The following is a 17,522-nucleotide window of genomic DNA, read 5'->3' on the forward strand; positions in this document are numbered from 1 at the left end:
TTGGGAAAGAACGGCTTCAGGCGCTCCATTTGGGCGTCCGTTAGCCAGTAAAGATTGCTCATCGATCAGGTCTCCTTGCGGAGCCTGAATCACGCCAAATGACTGAAATCAATGGGTCTGGAGCCTAGGACAGGGTCGCGCCCCAGTGCTTCAATGGTGGCGGCGATTACCCTGTTCGTAAGCGCGACCGAACGGCTGTCAGTCGCGGGGTCATCTTCTCGCAAGTGCTCTTTGCGATAGAGCCTTAAGGCATCCCCCAAAGTGGGTTCCGGCGCTTTGTAGCGGTCAGGCCCTAGCCGCATGAGATTAATCGTGTGGCGATCCACGGCTGGAACACCCTGCGGCTCATATTCGTCCTGCGGGAAGCTATATGCGAGGCTGTCAGCGGCCAGAGCCAGCCCATCGTCGGTCACCCCGGCGGCAATCAAATCGGCCCTGCGACGCAGCGCCTCGGCATAGGCTTCGCGATCTGAGGCATTGGGCCGCGAAGCGCCCTGCGCCGAGGCCAGCCTACGTTTCGCGGTCGCAATCTCGCGCTCGACCTCAGCATGATACCGGGGATAGGCGGCGATGGCTTCCCGCTCAGACGCGCCCAACTTCCGCTTGAACTCGCGCTTGTGAATGATTCCCGAGACCTCTTTAGGAACTCTCCGGCGATACTGAAAGCTGCCTGACTTAGTGCGCTCAACGTGCTTCAAAACTAGACCCATGTGTGCCCCGAGTGTGCCTATATGTGCACCGGGATGAGACGCATGTCACGGAAGTTATTGAGAAAATTGACCACCAAAGGGGTCAAATGGAGCGGGCGGCGGGAATCGAACCCGCGTCATTAGCTTGGAAGGCTAAGGTCTTACCATTACACAACGCCCGCGACGCCCCTCTGATATCGCCCCACGCAGGGGGCTGCAAGTGGACTGCGCCCCGAGCGGCGCATTTTTCCTGCGCCATGCCTGCCGTTGGCACGGCAATTGACCACACCCGCTATCCGCGCCCAGCCATTGCGAGACCCGCGACGATCCCGATAGGTTAACGGAAAGGGGGACGGAGAGAGCGATGGCGTCTCAGATCAAACAGCCAGCACGCAGCCTCGGCCAAATGTCCAAGCCGTCGCTTGGACGCGCTTTTGTGTTGTGGTGCGGTGTCTTTCTGGGCTTGATCCTGATTGGCGCGCGCGCATTGATCCTGGCCGCGCCCATGATAAACGCGCGGCCCATCGAGGCGCTCGAGATGCTGGCGCGCGGTCTGTGGCAGGATCTGGGGCTGACGCTTCTACTGACACTTGCAGCCTTATCGGTGCTTCGATCCCTACCCCGATGGCGCCGACCGAACCTTGTGATCAGCCTGTATTCCCTGCTTGCCCTGACCCTGATGTGCTGGGGGCTGGGAAATATCGTCGCGCTCAGGATGCTCGGATCGCCCATCACGGCGGACTGGCTTGCCTTCTCGGATCTCGAGAAGGCCGGCACAATTACCGATGCGTTCCGCCGGATCCTGGGACTGCCCGAGATCTCGCTGGCCCTGCTTTCGCTGGCTGTCCTTATTGGCGGCGCGAAGGCAATGGCCCGGCGTCCGACCAAGCGCCCGTTCGCGGCCGCAATCCTTGGTCTCTACGGCGGTATCACGATCATCGGGCTCGCGCTAAGCGACGGCCCGCCCCCGACCTCCCGCGCCCGCCTCGTCAACCCCGTCATCGCCTTCCTAATGTCTCTCTCCGGCGACAGCGGGCTAAGCGGGCTTGAAAGCCTGAGCGAGGGCCCATCCCCCGCTCAGTTGCCATTCGGCCCGGCCACGCCCCTTCTTCGACCCGCGATCCCGCAAACGCCGCTGCGCAATGTCATCCTTTTCGCGATGGAGTCCGTGCCGGCACGGCAAACGCAGGGATGGGAGGGCGAGTTCCCGGTAACGCCAAACATTGCAGCACGGTTGGATTGGGCGCTGGCCTTCGACCGGGCCTACGCCCATGTGCCAGCATCGAACTACTATCTCGTTTCCGCCTTCGGGTCCGTGATCCCTGAACTCTCCACTGACCTGATGACCGCCAGCCATCCCGACCTCGATCTGTTCACACTGGCCGAGGTGCTCGATGCAGCCGGGTTGCGAACCGGTTACTTTGAATCCTCGGACAATCGCTTCCAGGACGCCGAGCTATTCCTTAAAAGCGAAGGGTTCGGCACGGTGCGCGACTATCGCGATTGGGAGTGTCCACTTGGCGTCTATGATGTCGAAAGCGTCACCGACCGCTTCCTGACAACCTCGAACGACCTGTGCACGGTCAACGAGGTCGTACGCTGGATCGCGCAGGAGCCCGACCAGCCCTTCTTTCTGGCGATGCGCACCGGGATGACGCATTACCCCTATTTCCCCGGCGCCGAGCCGCAGACTTATGTCGTGGACAAGACGCATAACGACTATCTCAATGCGCTGCGCGTGGGCGATCAGGCCTTCGGTGCGCTGATGGAATATCTCGACCGCTCGGGGCTGAGCGCGCAGACGCTGGTCGTCGTTCTGGGCGATCACGGCGAGGCCTTTGGCGAGCACGGCACCTATGTCCACGCCGCCGCGGTGCATGAGGAAAACATCCACGTCCCCCTCGCACTGATCAACCCGCAACTATTCTCGGGGCAGCGCAGCGATTTGTTGGTGGGCATGATGGATGTGGCACCGACGATCACCGATCTGCTTGGCGTGACGGCCCCGCCAAGCTGGCAGGGCCGCTCGGTATTCGCAGAGGACCGGCAGGACGGGGTGTTTTTCTACGCGCCGTGGAACGGGTTTCAGGTCGGCTACCGCGAGGGCGACCGCAAATACATCTACAACGGCAACACCGGGGAAGCGCAGCTATACGACCTGCGCGCCGACCCGGACGAGCAGCACAACCTCGCCCCGGATAACCCGGCTATCGCCGCCGCTGCGCGCGACAAGCTGGGCGATGCAATCGCGGCGCAGAATGCCTTCACCGACCGGCTTTTGTCGGCAGGCGCAGTGGCGCCCCTTGCGCCCTCCCGCGCCGATGAGATCATCCTTGAGGTCAGCGGCACCCGGTATCAAAGCGCCCCGCGCGCCTGGATCACGCTTGATGGAGAGCATGTCGCCGTGATCAAGGTGACCGACGCCCCAAGCAACGCGGAACGCGAAGCCCGGCAGGATGAGATCGACCGCGCCCTGATGACCTTCCGCCTGCCGGTGACCGCGCCGCCCTGCCCACACCAGATCGGGGTCTATTTCCTCAATGACGAATGGGCTGGCGACGGGAAGACCGGCGACACGGACCTGCTGGTCCGCTCGGTCCAGTTCGCCGGGCGCAGCTATTATTTCAACAGCTTCACCCTGCTGACCGAGGGCGCGGGCAAGAACGCGGGCGAGTATTTCCGCATGTCGCGCAGCGGAGAGTTGCGGGTCGAACTCGCACTCGACAAGGCTTGCCTCAGCGCGGGACTTGCGCAGCCCTAGCTGCCCTCCCCCTCGGCCGCCGCGACGTGCTGCTTGACCGCAAGGAAGCTGTCGGGCGTGACCGAGACCGCATGGATCCCCGCCTTCACCAGCAGCCGCGCGAAATCGGGATCGTTGCTGGGCGCCTGACCGCAGAGACCAATATGCCGCTTGTTAGCGCGGGCGCGTGCGATCACCGTCTCGATCATCCACAGCACCGCCGGGTCGCGCTCGCGGAACAGGCCCGCCAGCTGGGCAGAGTCGCGGTCCACCCCCAAGGTCAGCTGCGTCAGGTCGTTCGACCCGATCGAGAACCCGTCGAAACGCTTGGCGAATTCATCGGCCAGGATCACGTTCGAGGGGATCTCGCACATCACATAGACCTGCAATCTGGCCTCGCCGCGCGTCAACCCATTGTTGGCCATGACCTCCAGCACCCGGTCGGCCTCTTCGGGCGACCGGCAGAAGGGGATCATCACGACGACATTGTCAAAACCCATCTCCTCGCGCAGCCGCTTGATCGCGCGGCATTCCAGCGCGAACCCGTCTCGGTAGGCGTCCGAGTAGTAGCGCGAGGCGCCGCGAAAGCCGATCATCGGGTTTTCCTCGGCGGGTTCGAACTGGCTCCCGCCCAGAAGGTCGGCATATTCATTGGTCTTGAAGTCGCTCATCCGCACGATGGCCGGGTGCGGATACCAGGTCGCCGCAATGCGCGAGAGCCCCATCGCCAGCTTGTCCACGAAGTAATCCGCCTTGTCGGCATAGCCCCGCGTCATCCGGGCGATCTGATCGCGTGCCTCGGGGTCGGTCAGCTTATCGAAGCGCGTCAGCGCCAGCGGGTGCACCTTGACGACGTTCGAGATCACGAACTCCATCCGGGCCAAGCCCACACCATCGGCCGGCAACCGCCACCAGCGCGCCGCCGCCGCCGGGTTGGCAAGGTTCAGCATCACCTCGGTGCGGGTCTTTGGCACGGCATCCAGATGCAGCTCCTCGACCTCGTAATCCGCGATCCCGGCATAGACGAAGCCATGATCGCCCTCGGCGCAGGAGACGGTGACCTCTTGCCCGTCATGCAGCAGATGGGTGGCATTGCCGGTGCCGACAATGGCGGGCAGCCCAAGCTCGCGGCTGACGATGGCGGCGTGGCTGGTGCGCCCGCCGTGATCGGTGATGATGGCTCGAGCGCGTTTCATCACCGGCACCCAGTCGGGGTCGGTCGTCGAGGTCACCAGCACCGCGCCATCGACGAAGCAGTCGATGTCGGCGGCGCTCTCGATCATACAGACCTCGCCCGCAGCAATCGCATCGCCTACGCTCAGGCCAGTCAGCAACTTCGCGCCCTTGTCCTTGATCTTGTAGGAGCGCAGCGCCCCCACATCGGCGCGCGACTGCACGGTTTCGGGACGGGCCTGAACGATATAAAGTTCGCCGCTCTCGCCGTCGCGGGCCCATTCCATGTCCATCGGCTGGCCGTAATGGCGCTCGATCGCGCAGGCCTGCCGCGCGAGGCTCAGGATCTCGGCATCACTCAGCACGAAAGCCTCGCGCTCGGCCTTCGAAGTGGGCACGTTGCGGGTCGAGCCACCGGCCTCGGCGGCATAGATCAGCTTGCGCTCTTTCTCGCCCAGCGATTTTTCAAGGATCGGGCACAGGGCCGGGTTGTCGAGGAACGGTTTGTAGACCTGGTATTCATCGGGGTTGACCGTGCCCTGCACCACGTTTTCCCCCAACCCCCAGGCCGCGTTGATCAGCACGACCTTGTCGAAGCCCGACTCGGTGTCGATGCTGAACATGACGCCCGAGCCGCCGATATCCGAGCGCACCATCAGCTGGATGCCGATGGAAAGCGCGACCTTCTGATGTTCGAACCCCTTGAGCTGGCGGTAGGAAATCGCGCGGTCGGTAAACAGCGAGGCATAGCATTTGCGGCACGCGGCCAGCAGCGCGGCCTCTCCGCGCACGTTCAGGAAGGTTTCCTGCTGGCCTGCGAAACTGGCATCCGGCAGATCTTCGGCGGTCGCGCTGGAGCGCACGGCCACCGCCGGATCGGCGCGCCCGACGCGCGCGCCGAGCGCCCGATAGGCCGCCACGATCTCGTCTCGGATCGCCTCGGGCCATGTGCCGCCCACAATCGCCGCGCGAATACTGGCGCCGGTTTGCTGCAGGCTTGACCGCCCGTCGGCCAATTCCGCGAGCCGCGCGCCAAGCCCCTCGTCGAGCCCGTTTTCACTCAGGTAGCTGCGATAGGCATCCGCCGTTGTGGCAAAGCCGGGCGGCACCTTGATGCCCTGCGCGTCCATCGCGCGCACCATCTCCCCCAGCGAGGCATTCTTGCCGCCGACAACGCCGACATCGGCGCGCGTGATCTCTTCGAACCACGCCAGATAACGTGATTTTTCCACCATGGCTTCCTCCTCCCGATGCGGCGGATCAGCCCTTTGGGGCCGGTCTGCGCACCCTCCGGGGCAATCCTGCACCCACCCGCGCGCAAGACAAAGCCATTTTCGCCAATCTGCGGCGGGACATTAACGCGCACCGCATCACGGCGGCGATCAGCCGCTACGTGCGCAAGGGAAAATCGGCACACCGCCATCTGCTGGTCCCAGCCTTGCCATGATCTGATCACAATTCGGGAGGACGATGGAATCGTATCTATTTCGCTTGTTGTGTGTACCACCCACCCTCTCTCGAACCCTGACCGGTAAAAATGATGAACCAGATGGTTGCAGTCCCGAGCGAAACCCACGTTGAGTTGCCCGTCGGCACTCAGCTGTTGAACGGGCAGTATCAGCTGTTGAACCACCTCCAGCAGGGCGGGTTCGGGATCACCTATGTCGCGCGCGACAGTCTTGATCGGCAGGTCGTCATCAAGGAATGCTTCCCCGCGGGCTACTGCAAACGCGAAGGCAACGAGGTTCACGCCAATTCCGAGCAGGCCGACAAGCAGTTCCAGTCGCTCAAGCGTCAGTTCCTGCGCGAGGCGCGCCGGATGGCCAAGCTGCGCCATCCCCATATCGTCGCCATCCACCAGGTCTTCGAGGAGAACAACAGCGCCTATATGGCCCTTGATTACGTCGAGGGCACCGACCTGATCACCGTGCTTGAAGAAAACCCCGAGCGTCTGTCGCCCCGTTTCCTGGAATCGGCGCTGATGCAGACGCTGGAGGCAGTGCAGTACATCCACTCGCACGGGCTTTTGCACCGCGACATCGCCCCAGACAACATCCGCGTCAATGATCAGGACCAGATCACCCTGATCGACTTCGGCGCCGCACGTGAACACCAGCCGACCGGCGGCGCCCCGATGGTGACGACGCTGGTCGCGGTGAAGGACGGCTATTCGCCGCACGAGTTCTATCTCGCCAGCAACATGCACGACTTCTCGAGCGATCTTTATTCGCTCGGCGCCACCTTCTATCACCTGATCACCGGGATCGTTCCGCCCAACTGCCAGCAACGCCTTTCGGCTGTGTCCTCGGGCATGACCGACCCCTATGTGCCGCTTGCGGATGGCGACTGGGATATCGGCTACAACCTGCTGGCCACCATCGACCGCTCGCTTGAGGTGCTTCGCGAGAACCGCTTCCTCAACACCAAGCAATGGGTCAAAGCGCTGGAAGAAACGCCCAAGGTGCGCCCTGCGCGCCCCAAGCCGGTCGTGTTCGACACCAAGCTGGATGCCGCCGTGTCGATGCTGGTGCAAGAAACCAACATGACGCTGCCTTCGAAGGCGGCCAGGCAGATGGCCGCCCCCGCGCCGGAGGCACGCCAGGAGGTGGAGTACGAAGACGCGTCGGATCTGCCCAGCAAGCAGTGGGTCGATATTCTCGGGAACCCGATCGACGACCTCTCGGCCTGGCATGACGAACAAAACGACGACCTGCGGGCCGATGAGCACTGGGGCAACATGCACGACAGACACCACGACAGCGCCGCGCGCGGTAAAGGCCGGGCCGGCTATGAAGGAAAATCGGTCATCGTCGGCCTGCTTATGCGCTGTCTCGCCCGCAACCCCGCCTCGCGCGCGGCCTGATTCCGAAAACACGGAGCCCCTGTTATGAAATTTATTCGCGATCTGATTTCTGAAAAGCGTAGCGCCAAGCAGTCGGATGTTTCCATTCCGCCGACCGTCTGGGACGAGGAAACCTCGGTTGTGCCCGAGCCGGTCGAGATCCTTCCAGCCGAAGCCCCCGATGTGCTGGCGCTGACGCCGCAGGATGAGGTCGCACAGGATGTCGCCGCGCTTGACGAGGGCTTTGACAGCGAAGAGGCACTCGCCGACGATGCCGTGCTGGACGATGAGATCGATGAGGACTTCGAGCAGGATCTCGAAGATGCCGCCTTCGCCGAGGATGAAGACGGCTACGAACTGCCCTCCCCCGAGTTCGACGCTACTGAAGACGAGGCGATGAGCGACGAGGCCGAGTTCGAGGCCTTCTCCGAGGAGGAGCCCTTTGAGGAAGCACTGGATGAGGCCGAGGGAATGGTCGAGGCCGAGATGCCGGAGGAAGACGCCGTCGAGCCGTTCGAGCGCCGCAAGCTCTGGACCAGCCTGCGTGACGAGAATTACGCGGCCGAGGCCGAAGAACCCTTCATCGTCCCCGCAGAACCGGTGGACGAGACCGCGCAGGCAATCGCCGCGCTGGACCTGTCCAAACCCGCGCCCGTTGCTCAGGCCGATGACTCACTCGACCTCAGCGGCCTGCCCTTCATCAATGTCGCAAGCGCGGAGCCTGCAGCCGATGCTGGCCTTGAGGTTCCGACCCCTTCGGCGGGTCGCGGCTCTGGCCGTTCGGGCCGCGTCAAGACTCGCCTTCTCGGCTTCAACCCCGGCGGCCTTGCCCCCGCGAGCCCCTTCGAGAAAGCGGCCGCCCCGGTCGATACCAGCTTCCCCGTGGGCTGGATGGTCGTCGTGTCGGGCCCCGGCCGCGGCGCCTCCTTCCCGCTTTACGATGGCGTCGCCAAGATCGGCCGCGGCGAAGATCAGGCGATCGCGCTGAACTTCGGCGACAGTGCAATCTCGCGTGAGAACCACGCCGCAGTGGCATACGATTCCGAAGCGAACGCCTTCTTTATCGGCCAAAGCGGCAAGGCGAACCTTGTGCGCCTCAACAACAAGCCGCTGCTGAGCACCGAGCAGATCCGCTCGGGCGATCAGGTCCGGCTGGGCGAGACCACCCTGCGCTTTGTCGCACTGTGCGGAGAGGATTTCTCCTGGGATGCAGCCTCGCAAAAAGATGTGAAACATGCTGGATGAGTTCGAGTTTCATTATGACGCCGCCACTGCGCTGGCACTGGGACAGCGCGACCAGCAGGAAGATACGGTCGCGACGAACTTCCCCGATGGCTCGGGGCACGGGTTCATAGTCCTCGCCGACGGCATGGGCGGCTACGCGGCAGGCGAGCTTGCCAGCCAGATCGTCGTGGCCGAATTGTGCGACCATCTGCGCGCACATTCGACCGATCCGACGAACCTCGAAAGCAACATCGGCCCGATCCTGCGAAATGCGCTGGAACGCGCCAATGATCTGGTCGCCCGCTACACGACCATGCGCCCCGATCTCTATGGCATGGGGGCCACGGTGGTCGCGCCGATCATCTTCAAGAACCGCCTCTATTGGATCTCGGTGGGCGACTCGCCGCTCTATCTGCTGCGCGGCAACCGCATGTTCCGCCTAAACCAGGAACACTCGATGGCGCGCCAGATGGAAATGATGGTGGCCACGGGCGAGCTGACGCAGCTTGAGGCCGATCAGAACCCCGACCGGTTCTGCCTGACCTCGGTGCTGATCGGCGAGAGCATCCCCGAGGTCGACTGCCGCGACATCCCGGTCGAGCTACAGGACGGCGATATCGTCATTGCGGCAAGCGACGGGCTGCAGTTCCTTGATGAGGCGCATATCGCCAAGCTTGTGCATGAGCATCGCGACCTGCCCAGCGCCGAGATCAACGCGCGCCTGATGCAGGAGATCGGCGATCTGAACGATCCCGATCAGGACAATGTCTCGATCTGCGTGCTGAAGATCAGCAAGCAGGCAAAGGCGGCCATGCCGCCGCGCAACCCGCCGCCCGACCATCGCACCTCGCGCTGGTCGACCCTGCGCAAGACCGTCCTGCTTCGGGTGCATCGCCCCGAGAAGCGGGTCGCCTTCAGCGCAACGGCGGCTTACGAAGGCTGAACGCCATGGCACCGTTCGAACAAATCGCAACCCGCCTCCAGCAAGCGCTGGAGCGGGGCGCCCTTCCGCCCGAAGGGCAGTCGATCGGCCAGCGCCTGCTGACCCATCTGAGCAGCCCGACCCGGATCACCGTGATCGGCCATCCCGGATCGGGAAAGTCGAGCCTCGTGAACATGCTTCTGGGTGAGCAGTTAATGCCCGACCTTGGCCAGATCGCGGCGGTCGAGCTGTGGTATGGCCCATCCGCGCGCGCGCTGTTCGAGCTGCCCGATGGAAGCGTGCGCGCCAAGGATGGGCTGGTCGATCCCGCCCATATCCCCGCTGGCACCTTCCGCATCCGGCAGGAGCTGCCCGACGAGCGGCTGCGCAAACGCCGCTTTCTGGAATTGACGCTGCGCGATGGAGGGCCTGACCAGCCTGCCCTGCTGGAGTGGATGGCCAAGCGCACTGATATCGCGATCTGGTGCACGCAGCAGTTCAACGACCTTGAGCGCGCCGCCTGGGCCGGAGTGCCCGACCACCTCAAGGATCACAGCTTCCTTGCGCTGACCATGGCCGACCGCCTTCACATGCGCGGCGAGCTTGGCGGCCGGATTTCCGCGCTGCAACCCGTCGTCGCCGAGGAGTTCCTGCGTCTCTACCCCGTGGCCACGCGTCAGGCGATTGCCGCGCGGGAGGCCGCCGAGCAGACCAATGACAAGCTCTGGTCGGCCAGCGGCGGCAAGGCGCTGTTCGACGGCATCCAGCAACAGATCGACGCGGCGCGCACGGCAGACCTTGATCACGTCCACATTCTGCTCGACCGCTACAAGGTTTCGCTTGAGGAACCCGAACCGCAAGCGGCCCCGAAGGCCGAGGTTGCGCCCCCGCCCAAGGCGCAGCCCGCCCCCGAGCCGGTCGCCGCCCCGCCCAAGCCCCGCATCGACATCGCCGATGTGGTCCGCCGCGCCACGCAGCACGACCCGAAGCCCGAACCCGCCCGCGTCATCGACCGCGCACTGGAACTGCTGCAAGGCTGCGCCGAGGAACTGATCGAAACGCCAAATGGCCCGACTGCTGCGAGCGATGTGGTGCTTGAGCGGTGCTCTCGGGCGGCGGAAGAACTGGTCACGCTGCTGACGTCTTCCGACGACCGTTCGGAAGAGATCGAGGCCTTCCGCGAGGATGCCATCGAGGGGGAGCAGATGCTGATGCTGCTGCGCCTCGAACGCTCGGAAAACGCGGCGGCGGATGCGCTGACGGTGCTGGTGCAGATGAAAAAGGAGATGTCCGAACGCCGCGCGCGATGAAATGCGCCGATACCGCCGCCTGACACAGCCGCGTCAAGCTTTGACCACATTCCGATTCAAGAATGCGGAGAAGTCAGAAACGTATTTTCATGAATGCCATGCTCAAGTTCATTCCGAAGACCCAGCAAACCGCCAAGACAGGTGAGGCATGACGATAGTGCCGCAGATCACAACGGGTGACCGACTCACGTCGATTGCGCCACGCGAATGCCTGAATGCCGGGCTGGAGCCGCTGGCCGATTTCGCCGCGCGCGTGAAAGAGGTCGAGGCGACGCTGGAAACGCTTGAGCATGTCGCGGGCGATGCCGCGGCTCGGTCTGTCGCGCGCTTGCGCCACGAACTGGCCGAGTTCGAACCCGCAATCACCTTCCTCGGGCAGGTCAAGGCGGGCAAGACCACGCTGGTCAACGCGCTTGCCGGCTGGTCCGACCTGCTGCCCGCCGACGTGAACCCCTGGACCTCGGTCGTCACCTCGCTGCACCTGATGCCCGGCACGCACCGCAAGGAGGTGGGCGCCCGCTTCCAGCTGATGAAGGAAGACGAGTGGGATCGCCTGCTCAACAAGGGCGGCCGTCTGGGTGAGCTGGCGCAGCGCGCCGATGCCGAGGGCGAACTGGCCAAGATCCGCGAACAGATCGAGGCGCTGCGCGAGAAATCCCGCCGCCGCCTGGGCAAGAAGTTCGAACTGCTGCTGGGGCAGGAACACGAATACGGCTATTTCGACAAGAACCTGCTGGAACGCTACATCTGCTTGGGCGACGACTTCCTGGATGAAGACGCGCCCGAGGAAGAGGAACATCAGGGCCGCTTCGCCGATATCACGCGCGCGGCCGACCTCTATCTGCATTGCCAGACCATGCCGATGCAGATGTGTCTGCGCGACACGCCCGGCGTGAACGACACCTTCCTGATGCGCGAGCAGGTCACCATCAACGCCGTGCGCGAAAGCCGTATCTGCGTCGTGGTCCTTTCGGCCCATCAGGCGCTGACCTCGGTCGACATGGGCCTGATCCGGCTGATCTCGAACCTGCACTCGCGCGACGTGGTGATCTTCGTCAACCGCATCGACGAGCTGCGCGACCCAGCGCAGCAGGTGCCCGAGATCGAGCAGAGCATCCGCGACACGCTGGCGCGTCACAACGGCCCGCAGGACGCCGAGATCATCTTTGGCAGCGGCTACTGGGCCAACAAGGTGCTGTCCGAAAGCCTCGACGAGATGTCGAAGGCCAGCTCGGACGCGCTGGTGAACTGGGCGCAGCGCGAGCTGGTGGATTCCGAGCTGGACCTGTCGCCCGCCGAGATGGTCTGGCACCTGTCGGGCCTGCCCAAGCTCAACCGCGCAATTGCCGATCAGATCGTCACGACCCTCGGCAACCCGAAGCTGCGCAAGATCGCCAGCGCCGCCGTCACTATCGCCAGCGGTCTGCAAGCCGCAAATATCGTGCGGATCGAGGGCGCGAGCGCCGATACCTCGGTCAGCTTCAACCAGGTGACGGGCGAGTTCGACGCGCTGGTCGCCACCCACATGAAGGCCCTGCATGACCAGCTGGCCAACGTGACCGGCGCCTATCACGACCGCGCCGACCGGGCGCACGCGAACTTCGTCGAACGCGCGACCCATTCGCTGATCGAGCATCTGGAGCGCAACGGCGATCACGACGTTTGGGAATACGACCCGACCGGCCTGCGCGTGCTGCTCAAATCGGCCTACTCGGTCTATAGCTCGCGCGCGCAGACCGCCGCGAACACCTGCTACAAGGCCGCGGTGATCGACGTTGCCGAACTGCTTTACAAGTCCTTTGGCAATGCGATCGAGGGCATTCAGCTGTCGATCCCCGAAGCGCCCGATCCGCCCGCGCCGGTGATGCTGGCCCAGACCATCGTGCTGGATTTCAACGATGGCTGGTGGGTTTCGTGGTGGCGTCGGACGCGCGGCTACAAGGCCTTTGCCACGCGTTTCTACGGGATGATCTCTGCCGAGACCGCGGATTTCATGGCCCAATTCAAGACCATCCCACCACAGGATTTCAACGCCCAGATGGAGGCCGTGCTGAAGGGGCTGCTCGATCAGTGCCATGACCTACTGTTCGAGATCGGCAGCAGCCGTGGGAACAAGGAGCACCTGCAAAGCCTGCTTCTTAACGGCGAAGAGCGCGACCGCCGCGAAGTGATCGACAGCCTGCTCGAGACTCTTCAGGTCCATGTGGCGCGCAGCAGCGAAGAGGCGCTAGCGATATGACCGACACAAGCCAGACCGGCGCACGCCGAAAACCGCGCCTTGTGCTTATGGGCGAATTCAGCGCGGGCAAGAGCACGCTGTCGAACATCCTGCTGGAGGGCGAGGCCCTGCCCATGCGCGTGACCGCGACGCGCCTGCCGCCGGTGCATATCTCCTACGGCGCGCCCTCGGCCATCGCCGAGCATCGCGACGGCACCCGGACCGAGATCGACCCCGCCGATCTGGGCGCGGTCAATCTGGATGAGACGCGCTGGATCCACCTGACGATGGAGGCCGACACGCTTGAGCTGTGCGACCTGATCGACATGCCCGGCATCTCGGACCCGAACATGCCCTCGGACATCTGGGACGCGGTGATGGAAAAGGCCGATCACGTCATCTGGTGCACCCATGCGACGCAGGCCTGGCGGCAATCGGAGGCGGCTACCTGGGGCCGGATGCTGCCCTACACGCGCGGCAAGAACCTGCTGCTTATCACCCAGTTCGACAAGCTACGCAACCCGCGCGACAAGGGCCGCGTGCTGAACCGCGTGCGCAACGAGGTCGATGGGCTGTTCACCAAGATCTACCCGGTCTCGCTGCTTGAGGCGCTTGAGGCGGGCGACAATTATGACGCCTGGCAGGCGAGCGGCGCGGCTGAATTCCTCGAGCACCTCGTCGAGATCTTGATGGAGTCTGGCAGCGCGTTGCAGCAGCCAGTCCCGGCCAAGCCGGTGGCCGAGCGCCCCGCCCTGCCCCCGACGATGGAGGCCGCACCGCCCTGCGCCGAGGCTCCGGCCACCACGCCCATCGTGCCCCGCCGTGTTCACGTCAAGACGACCACAACTGCGCGCCCTCGACCTGAGGACGCCCCTGATCTAAAACTGGAAACATAAGGACCCTGCCCAAGGAAGGACGGAGATGCAGATTCAGGACCATCTCGACCAGCTGCTCAGCGACGCGCCCGGCTGCAGCCTCGCGACGTTTGGTGATTTGTCGTCTGGCCTGATCCTGAAATGGAGCGCCCCGTCGCCCTGCCCGCGTGAGGTTCTTGACCAGCTTTCCGAGCAATCGTCGGGCTGTTTTGCACTGCTCGACCCCGCGCTGCTGCCAGAAGGCGTCCCGGCGCCCGAGTACGGGCAGGCCGTGATGGCATTCACCGACCGCGCGACCCGCGTTTTCGCACGCAGCGCCGAGGCGCCTGACGACATTGTGGGCGCAATGTTCGCCCCGCAGACCGACGCGAATGCCCTGCTGGAACTGACCAGGGAGGCGGCTGAAAAGCTCGCGAGCCCGCAATGAGCGCCTCGAAACGCAAGACACAGGGCAGTGCCATGGCGACCGAGGATCGGTTGGGCCGCCTGCTCGACCGCCTGTCGAGCAACCCCGAGGCGTTGGCTATGGAACTTCAGTCGCTGCCGCAATCGCCCGAGGCGCGCCTGCAATTCCTGCTGCGCGAGATTGACGAGACCGTCCTGCCGCGCCACCTCGACCTGCTTGCGGGTGGGCAGCAGCTCGCGCGGCTGACCGTGTCCAACCGGCGCCTGATTGATATCGACACGCCCGGTCACACCGCACCCTCGGACGATCCGCAGGCTATGGCCGAGCTTCTCGCCGAGACCCTGACCAAGCTTGCGCGCATCGCCGGGGATCTCTCGCTTCAGGTGACGCGCCGCACCGCCCTGCCCTCGCATCCCGAAGCCGCCTGTTCGGTCCATACGCTCGAACAGCTTCTGGGGATCGAGCCGAGCCATATCCCGTTCGAACGGCTTTGCCGCCAGATCGAGGCGAAAGCCCTGTCGCAATTGGTCTGGGCCAATGGCTCGGATAGGCTCACCGGCGCGCCGGAATGGGTGCCTGCGTTGCGCGACATCGCCACGCGCTACCGCGCGATGCATTACAAACCGCGCAAGGCGCCCCGCATCCGCCCGATGCGCACCGAGGGCATTGCCGTCCCCCTCTCAGACAAGCTGATCATCGTGATCGTCTCGCTTGCCGAAAATGGCCTTGCCGCCGTCATGCCGCGCGCCGAGGGGCTGGCCCTGATCGCGGCCTGGCAACACCCCGCCTGACCCATCGCACCGAAGGCGCATTTAGCCCCTGAATAAGCGTTGCAATTTTTTAGACGATCAGTCTATAAATATTCATGAGCAGCGCAGCCCCCCTTTCCCGCCCGCGTGGCCGGCCCAGAAAATCGGTCGAAGAGATGGCGCATCTGCATGATGCGCTGATCCGGGCGGGGCTTGTGGTGCTGACCGAGAAGGGCTTTTCCGCGGTTGGCATTGACGAAATCCTGCGTCTTGCCGGCGTGCCAAAGGGCTCGTTCTACGCCTATTACGACAGCAAGGAAGCCTTCGGGCGCGCGCTGATTACGGCCTATGCCGGGTATTTCGCAGAGAAGCTCGACCGCTGGTTCCTTGACGAAACGCTGCCCCCCCTCGCGCGCCTGAGCGCCTTCATCGAGGACGCCAAGGCGGGCATGGCGCGGCACGGGTTTACGCGCGGCTGCCTTGTGGGGAACCTTGGACAAGAGATGGGCACCCTGCCCCCGTCGTTCCGCACCCAGCTTACGGAAGTCCTGCTCGACTGGCAGGCCCGCACCGCGATCTGCCTGCGCGCAGCGCAGGCGGCGGGCGAGATCGGCCCCAAGGCCGACTGCGATCAGCTGGCGGCAATCTTCTGGATCGGATGGGAGGGCGCGGTGTTGCGTGCCAAGCTCGAACTCTCGCCCACACCGCTTGACACTTTTGCAGCAGGCTTTCTGGCCATGCTGCGCTGACCGATCACCCAAGGGAGGACAACCATGTTTCGCGCAATCCTGCTCGAGAAGAACGAGAACGGCACCCAGGCCCGCGTGGCCGAGCTTGACGAAAGCCAGCTTCCCGAGGGGGATGTGACTGTCCGCGTCGCCTACTCGACGCTGAACTACAAGGACGCGCTGGCGATCACCGGCAAGGGGCCTGTGGTGCGTAGCTGGCCGATGGTGCCGGGAATCGACTTTGCCGGCGTGGTCGAGGCATCGGCCCACCCCGATTACAAGCCGGGCGACCGGGTGGTTCTGAATGGCTGGGGCGTGGGCGAAGGCCATTGGGGCGGTCTGGCCGAGAAAGCCCGCGTGAAGGGCGACTGGCTTGTGCCGCTGCAAGCGCCCTTCACCGCGCGCGACGCGATGGCGATCGGCACGGCGGGTTATACGGCGATGCTCTGCGTCATGGCGCTTGAGCGATATGGCATCACCCCCAATCAGGGCGATATTCTTGTCACCGGTGCCGCGGGCGGCGTGGGCAGCGTGGCGGTCGCGCTACTGGCCAAGCTTGGCTATCGCGTCGTGGCGATGACGGGCCGCCCAGAAGAGGCGGGCTATCTGCAAGAGCTTGGCGCGGCCGAGGTGATCCCGCGCGGCGATTATTCGGAGCCCGGCCGCCCGCTGGCCCGCGAGCGTTGGGCCGGTGCAGTCGATGTCGTGGGCGGACAGGTTCTGGCTAATGTCTGCGCATCGCTGAAATATCGTGGCGCGGTCGCGGCCTGCGGTCTGGCGGGTGGGATGTCCCTCCCCGCGACCGTCGCGCCCTTCATCCTGCGCGGCGTGGCGCTTTTGGGTGTGGACAGCGTGATGTGTCCGCGCGCCGAGCGGCTGGAGGCATGGCGCCGCCTCGCACAAGACCTCGACCCCGGCAAGCTCGCGGGCCTGACCGAGGAGGTCGCCTTTGACGACGTCATCCCCACCGCCGGAAAGCTGATCGCAGGCAGCCAGCGCGGCCGCGTCGTCGTGCCGATCGCCCCCGATCTGGCCTGACAAGCGTTTCAAGACAGGAGAATTTCATGACCGCAGCGCCGATCAGCCGCTTCGCCGTTCCCGAACTGGACGCCCTGCCCGAGGACATCCGCGTGCGCATCCTTGCCGTGCAGGAAAAAGCCGGGTTCATCCCCAATATCTTCCTTGCTCTCGCGCACCGCGCCGACGAGTTTCGCGCCTTCTTCTCCTATCACGACGCGCTGATGGAAAAGCCCGGCAACCTGAGCAAGGCCGAGCGTGAGATGATCGTCGTGGCGACCTCGAACGCCAACCAGTGCCAGTATTGCGTGGTGGCGCACGGGGCTATCCTGCGCATCCGCGCCAAGAACCCGCTGATCGCCGACCAGGTGGCGATCAACTACCGCAAGGCCGACCTGACGCCGCGCCAGAAAGCGATGCTCGACTTCGCGATGAAGGTCTCGGGGCCCGCCTATGAGGTCGGCGAGGCCGATTTCGAAACCCTCGCGCAGCACGGGTTCGACAAGGAAGACATCTGGGACATCGCCGGCATCGCCGCCTTCTTCGGCCTGTCGAACCGGATGGCGAATGTCAGCAACCTGCGGCCCAATGACGAGTTCTTCGCGATGGGACGCCAGATCTGAACCCAA

The 17,522-nt window shown here is 64.3% G+C and carries 14 protein-coding genes and 1 tRNA gene; 12 read left to right on the forward strand and 3 right to left on the reverse strand.

All coding sequences use genetic code 11. The annotated features are described in order from the left end of the window. Nucleotides 1-89: 89 nt before the first annotated feature. On the reverse strand, nt 90-710 hold the full coding sequence (locus LZA78_RS16650) for a DUF6538 domain-containing protein (RefSeq protein ID WP_233678027.1): 621 nt from the start codon (nt 708-710) through the stop codon (nt 90-92). An 87-nt stretch (nt 711-797) separates the two neighbouring features. Beyond that, a tRNA-Gly gene (locus tag LZA78_RS16655) sits at nt 798-871 on the reverse strand. Between the two features lie 182 nt (nt 872-1,053). Here LZA78_RS16655 and LZA78_RS16660 point away from each other — a divergent pair. Beyond that, nucleotides 1,054-3,450 (forward strand): sulfatase-like hydrolase/transferase, encoded by a 2,397-nt coding sequence (locus tag LZA78_RS16660; protein ID WP_233678028.1) that lies wholly within the window; start codon nt 1,054-1,056, stop codon nt 3,448-3,450. Here the strand turns inward: LZA78_RS16660 and ppsA are convergent. Next, nucleotides 3,447-5,837 carry a phosphoenolpyruvate synthase gene (gene ppsA, locus LZA78_RS16665; protein WP_233678029.1) on the reverse strand — a complete coding sequence of 797 codons (2,391 nt, stop codon included), beginning with the start codon at nt 5,835-5,837 and terminating at the stop codon, nt 3,447-3,449. The genes LZA78_RS16660 and ppsA overlap by 4 nt on opposite strands. Before the next feature lie 305 nt (nt 5,838-6,142). Between ppsA and LZA78_RS16670 the strand changes: the two genes are divergently transcribed. From LZA78_RS16670 to LZA78_RS16720, 11 genes are all read left to right on the forward strand, one after another. Beyond that, complete coding sequence (locus LZA78_RS16670) at nt 6,143-7,465, forward strand: serine/threonine-protein kinase (RefSeq protein ID WP_233678030.1); 1,323 nt, start codon at nt 6,143-6,145, stop codon at nt 7,463-7,465. Between the two features lie 24 nt (nt 7,466-7,489). Further along, nucleotides 7,490-8,689, forward strand: a complete 1,200-nt coding sequence (locus tag LZA78_RS16675; protein WP_233678031.1) for an FHA domain-containing protein — start codon at nt 7,490-7,492, stop codon at nt 8,687-8,689. Continuing rightward, nucleotides 8,679-9,611, forward strand: a complete 933-nt coding sequence (locus LZA78_RS16680; RefSeq protein WP_233678032.1) for a PP2C family protein-serine/threonine phosphatase — start codon at nt 8,679-8,681, stop codon at nt 9,609-9,611. Before LZA78_RS16675 ends, LZA78_RS16680 begins: the two co-directional genes overlap by 11 nt. Before the next feature lie 5 nt (nt 9,612-9,616). Further along, a complete protein-coding gene (locus LZA78_RS16685) occupies nt 9,617-10,900 on the forward strand; it encodes a P-loop NTPase family protein (RefSeq protein ID WP_233678033.1) in 1,284 nt (427 codons plus the stop codon). A 148-nt stretch (nt 10,901-11,048) separates the two neighbouring features. Then, nucleotides 11,049-13,139 (forward strand): dynamin family protein, encoded by a 2,091-nt coding sequence (locus LZA78_RS16690; protein WP_233678034.1) that lies wholly within the window; start codon nt 11,049-11,051, stop codon nt 13,137-13,139. Next, nucleotides 13,136-14,014 (forward strand): dynamin family protein, encoded by an 879-nt coding sequence (locus tag LZA78_RS16695; protein ID WP_233678035.1) that lies wholly within the window; start codon nt 13,136-13,138, stop codon nt 14,012-14,014. The genes LZA78_RS16690 and LZA78_RS16695 overlap by 4 nt, the downstream gene beginning before the upstream one ends. 25 nt (nt 14,015-14,039) lie before the next feature. After that, nucleotides 14,040-14,420, forward strand: a complete 381-nt coding sequence (locus LZA78_RS16700) for a hypothetical protein (protein ID WP_233678036.1) — start codon at nt 14,040-14,042, stop codon at nt 14,418-14,420. Beyond that, entirely contained in the window at nt 14,417-15,190 is a 774-nt protein-coding gene (locus LZA78_RS16705) for a hypothetical protein (protein ID WP_233678037.1), read from the forward strand. Before LZA78_RS16700 ends, LZA78_RS16705 begins: the two co-directional genes overlap by 4 nt. 74 nt (nt 15,191-15,264) lie before the next feature. Then, entirely contained in the window at nt 15,265-15,897 is a 633-nt protein-coding gene (acuR, locus tag LZA78_RS16710) for an acrylate utilization transcriptional regulator AcuR (protein ID WP_233678038.1), read from the forward strand. A 24-nt stretch (nt 15,898-15,921) separates the two neighbouring features. Next, nucleotides 15,922-16,914 carry an acrylyl-CoA reductase (NADPH) gene (gene acuI / locus LZA78_RS16715; protein ID WP_233678039.1) on the forward strand — a complete coding sequence of 331 codons (993 nt, stop codon included), beginning with the start codon at nt 15,922-15,924 and terminating at the stop codon, nt 16,912-16,914. A gap of 26 nt (nt 16,915-16,940) precedes the next feature. After that, nucleotides 16,941-17,516, forward strand: a complete 576-nt coding sequence (locus tag LZA78_RS16720) for a peroxidase-related enzyme (protein ID WP_233678040.1) — start codon at nt 16,941-16,943, stop codon at nt 17,514-17,516. Nucleotides 17,517-17,522 lie beyond the last annotated feature (6 nt).

The sequence above is a fragment of the Rhodobacter flavimaris genome (assembly GCF_021378075.1).
Taxonomy (GTDB): domain Bacteria; phylum Pseudomonadota; class Alphaproteobacteria; order Rhodobacterales; family Rhodobacteraceae; genus Rhodobacter; species Rhodobacter flavimaris.

Excerpts from the sequence above, each read along its gene's own strand:
- ppsA (WP_233678029.1), bottom strand. The coding sequence starts at position 5,837 with ATGGTGGAAAAATCACGTTATCTGGCGTGGTTCGAAGAGATCACGCGC.
- LZA78_RS16650 (WP_233678027.1), bottom strand. The coding sequence starts at position 710 with ATGGGTCTAGTTTTGAAGCACGTTGAGCGCACTAAGTCAGGCAGCTTT.
- acuR (WP_233678038.1), top strand. The coding sequence starts at position 15,265 with ATGAGCAGCGCAGCCCCCCTTTCCCGCCCGCGTGGCCGGCCCAGAAAA.
- LZA78_RS16680 (WP_233678032.1), top strand. The coding sequence starts at position 8,679 with ATGCTGGATGAGTTCGAGTTTCATTATGACGCCGCCACTGCGCTGGCA.
- LZA78_RS16685 (WP_233678033.1), top strand. The coding sequence starts at position 9,617 with ATGGCACCGTTCGAACAAATCGCAACCCGCCTCCAGCAAGCGCTGGAG.
- LZA78_RS16705 (WP_233678037.1), top strand. The coding sequence starts at position 14,417 with ATGAGCGCCTCGAAACGCAAGACACAGGGCAGTGCCATGGCGACCGAG.
- LZA78_RS16675 (WP_233678031.1), top strand. The coding sequence starts at position 7,490 with ATGAAATTTATTCGCGATCTGATTTCTGAAAAGCGTAGCGCCAAGCAG.
- LZA78_RS16660 (WP_233678028.1), top strand. The coding sequence starts at position 1,054 with ATGGCGTCTCAGATCAAACAGCCAGCACGCAGCCTCGGCCAAATGTCC.
- LZA78_RS16670 (WP_233678030.1), top strand. The coding sequence starts at position 6,143 with ATGAACCAGATGGTTGCAGTCCCGAGCGAAACCCACGTTGAGTTGCCC.
- acuI (WP_233678039.1), top strand. The coding sequence starts at position 15,922 with ATGTTTCGCGCAATCCTGCTCGAGAAGAACGAGAACGGCACCCAGGCC.
- LZA78_RS16695 (WP_233678035.1), top strand. The coding sequence starts at position 13,136 with ATGACCGACACAAGCCAGACCGGCGCACGCCGAAAACCGCGCCTTGTG.
- LZA78_RS16700 (WP_233678036.1), top strand. The coding sequence starts at position 14,040 with ATGCAGATTCAGGACCATCTCGACCAGCTGCTCAGCGACGCGCCCGGC.
- LZA78_RS16720 (WP_233678040.1), top strand. The coding sequence starts at position 16,941 with ATGACCGCAGCGCCGATCAGCCGCTTCGCCGTTCCCGAACTGGACGCC.
- LZA78_RS16690 (WP_233678034.1), top strand. The coding sequence starts at position 11,049 with ATGACGATAGTGCCGCAGATCACAACGGGTGACCGACTCACGTCGATT.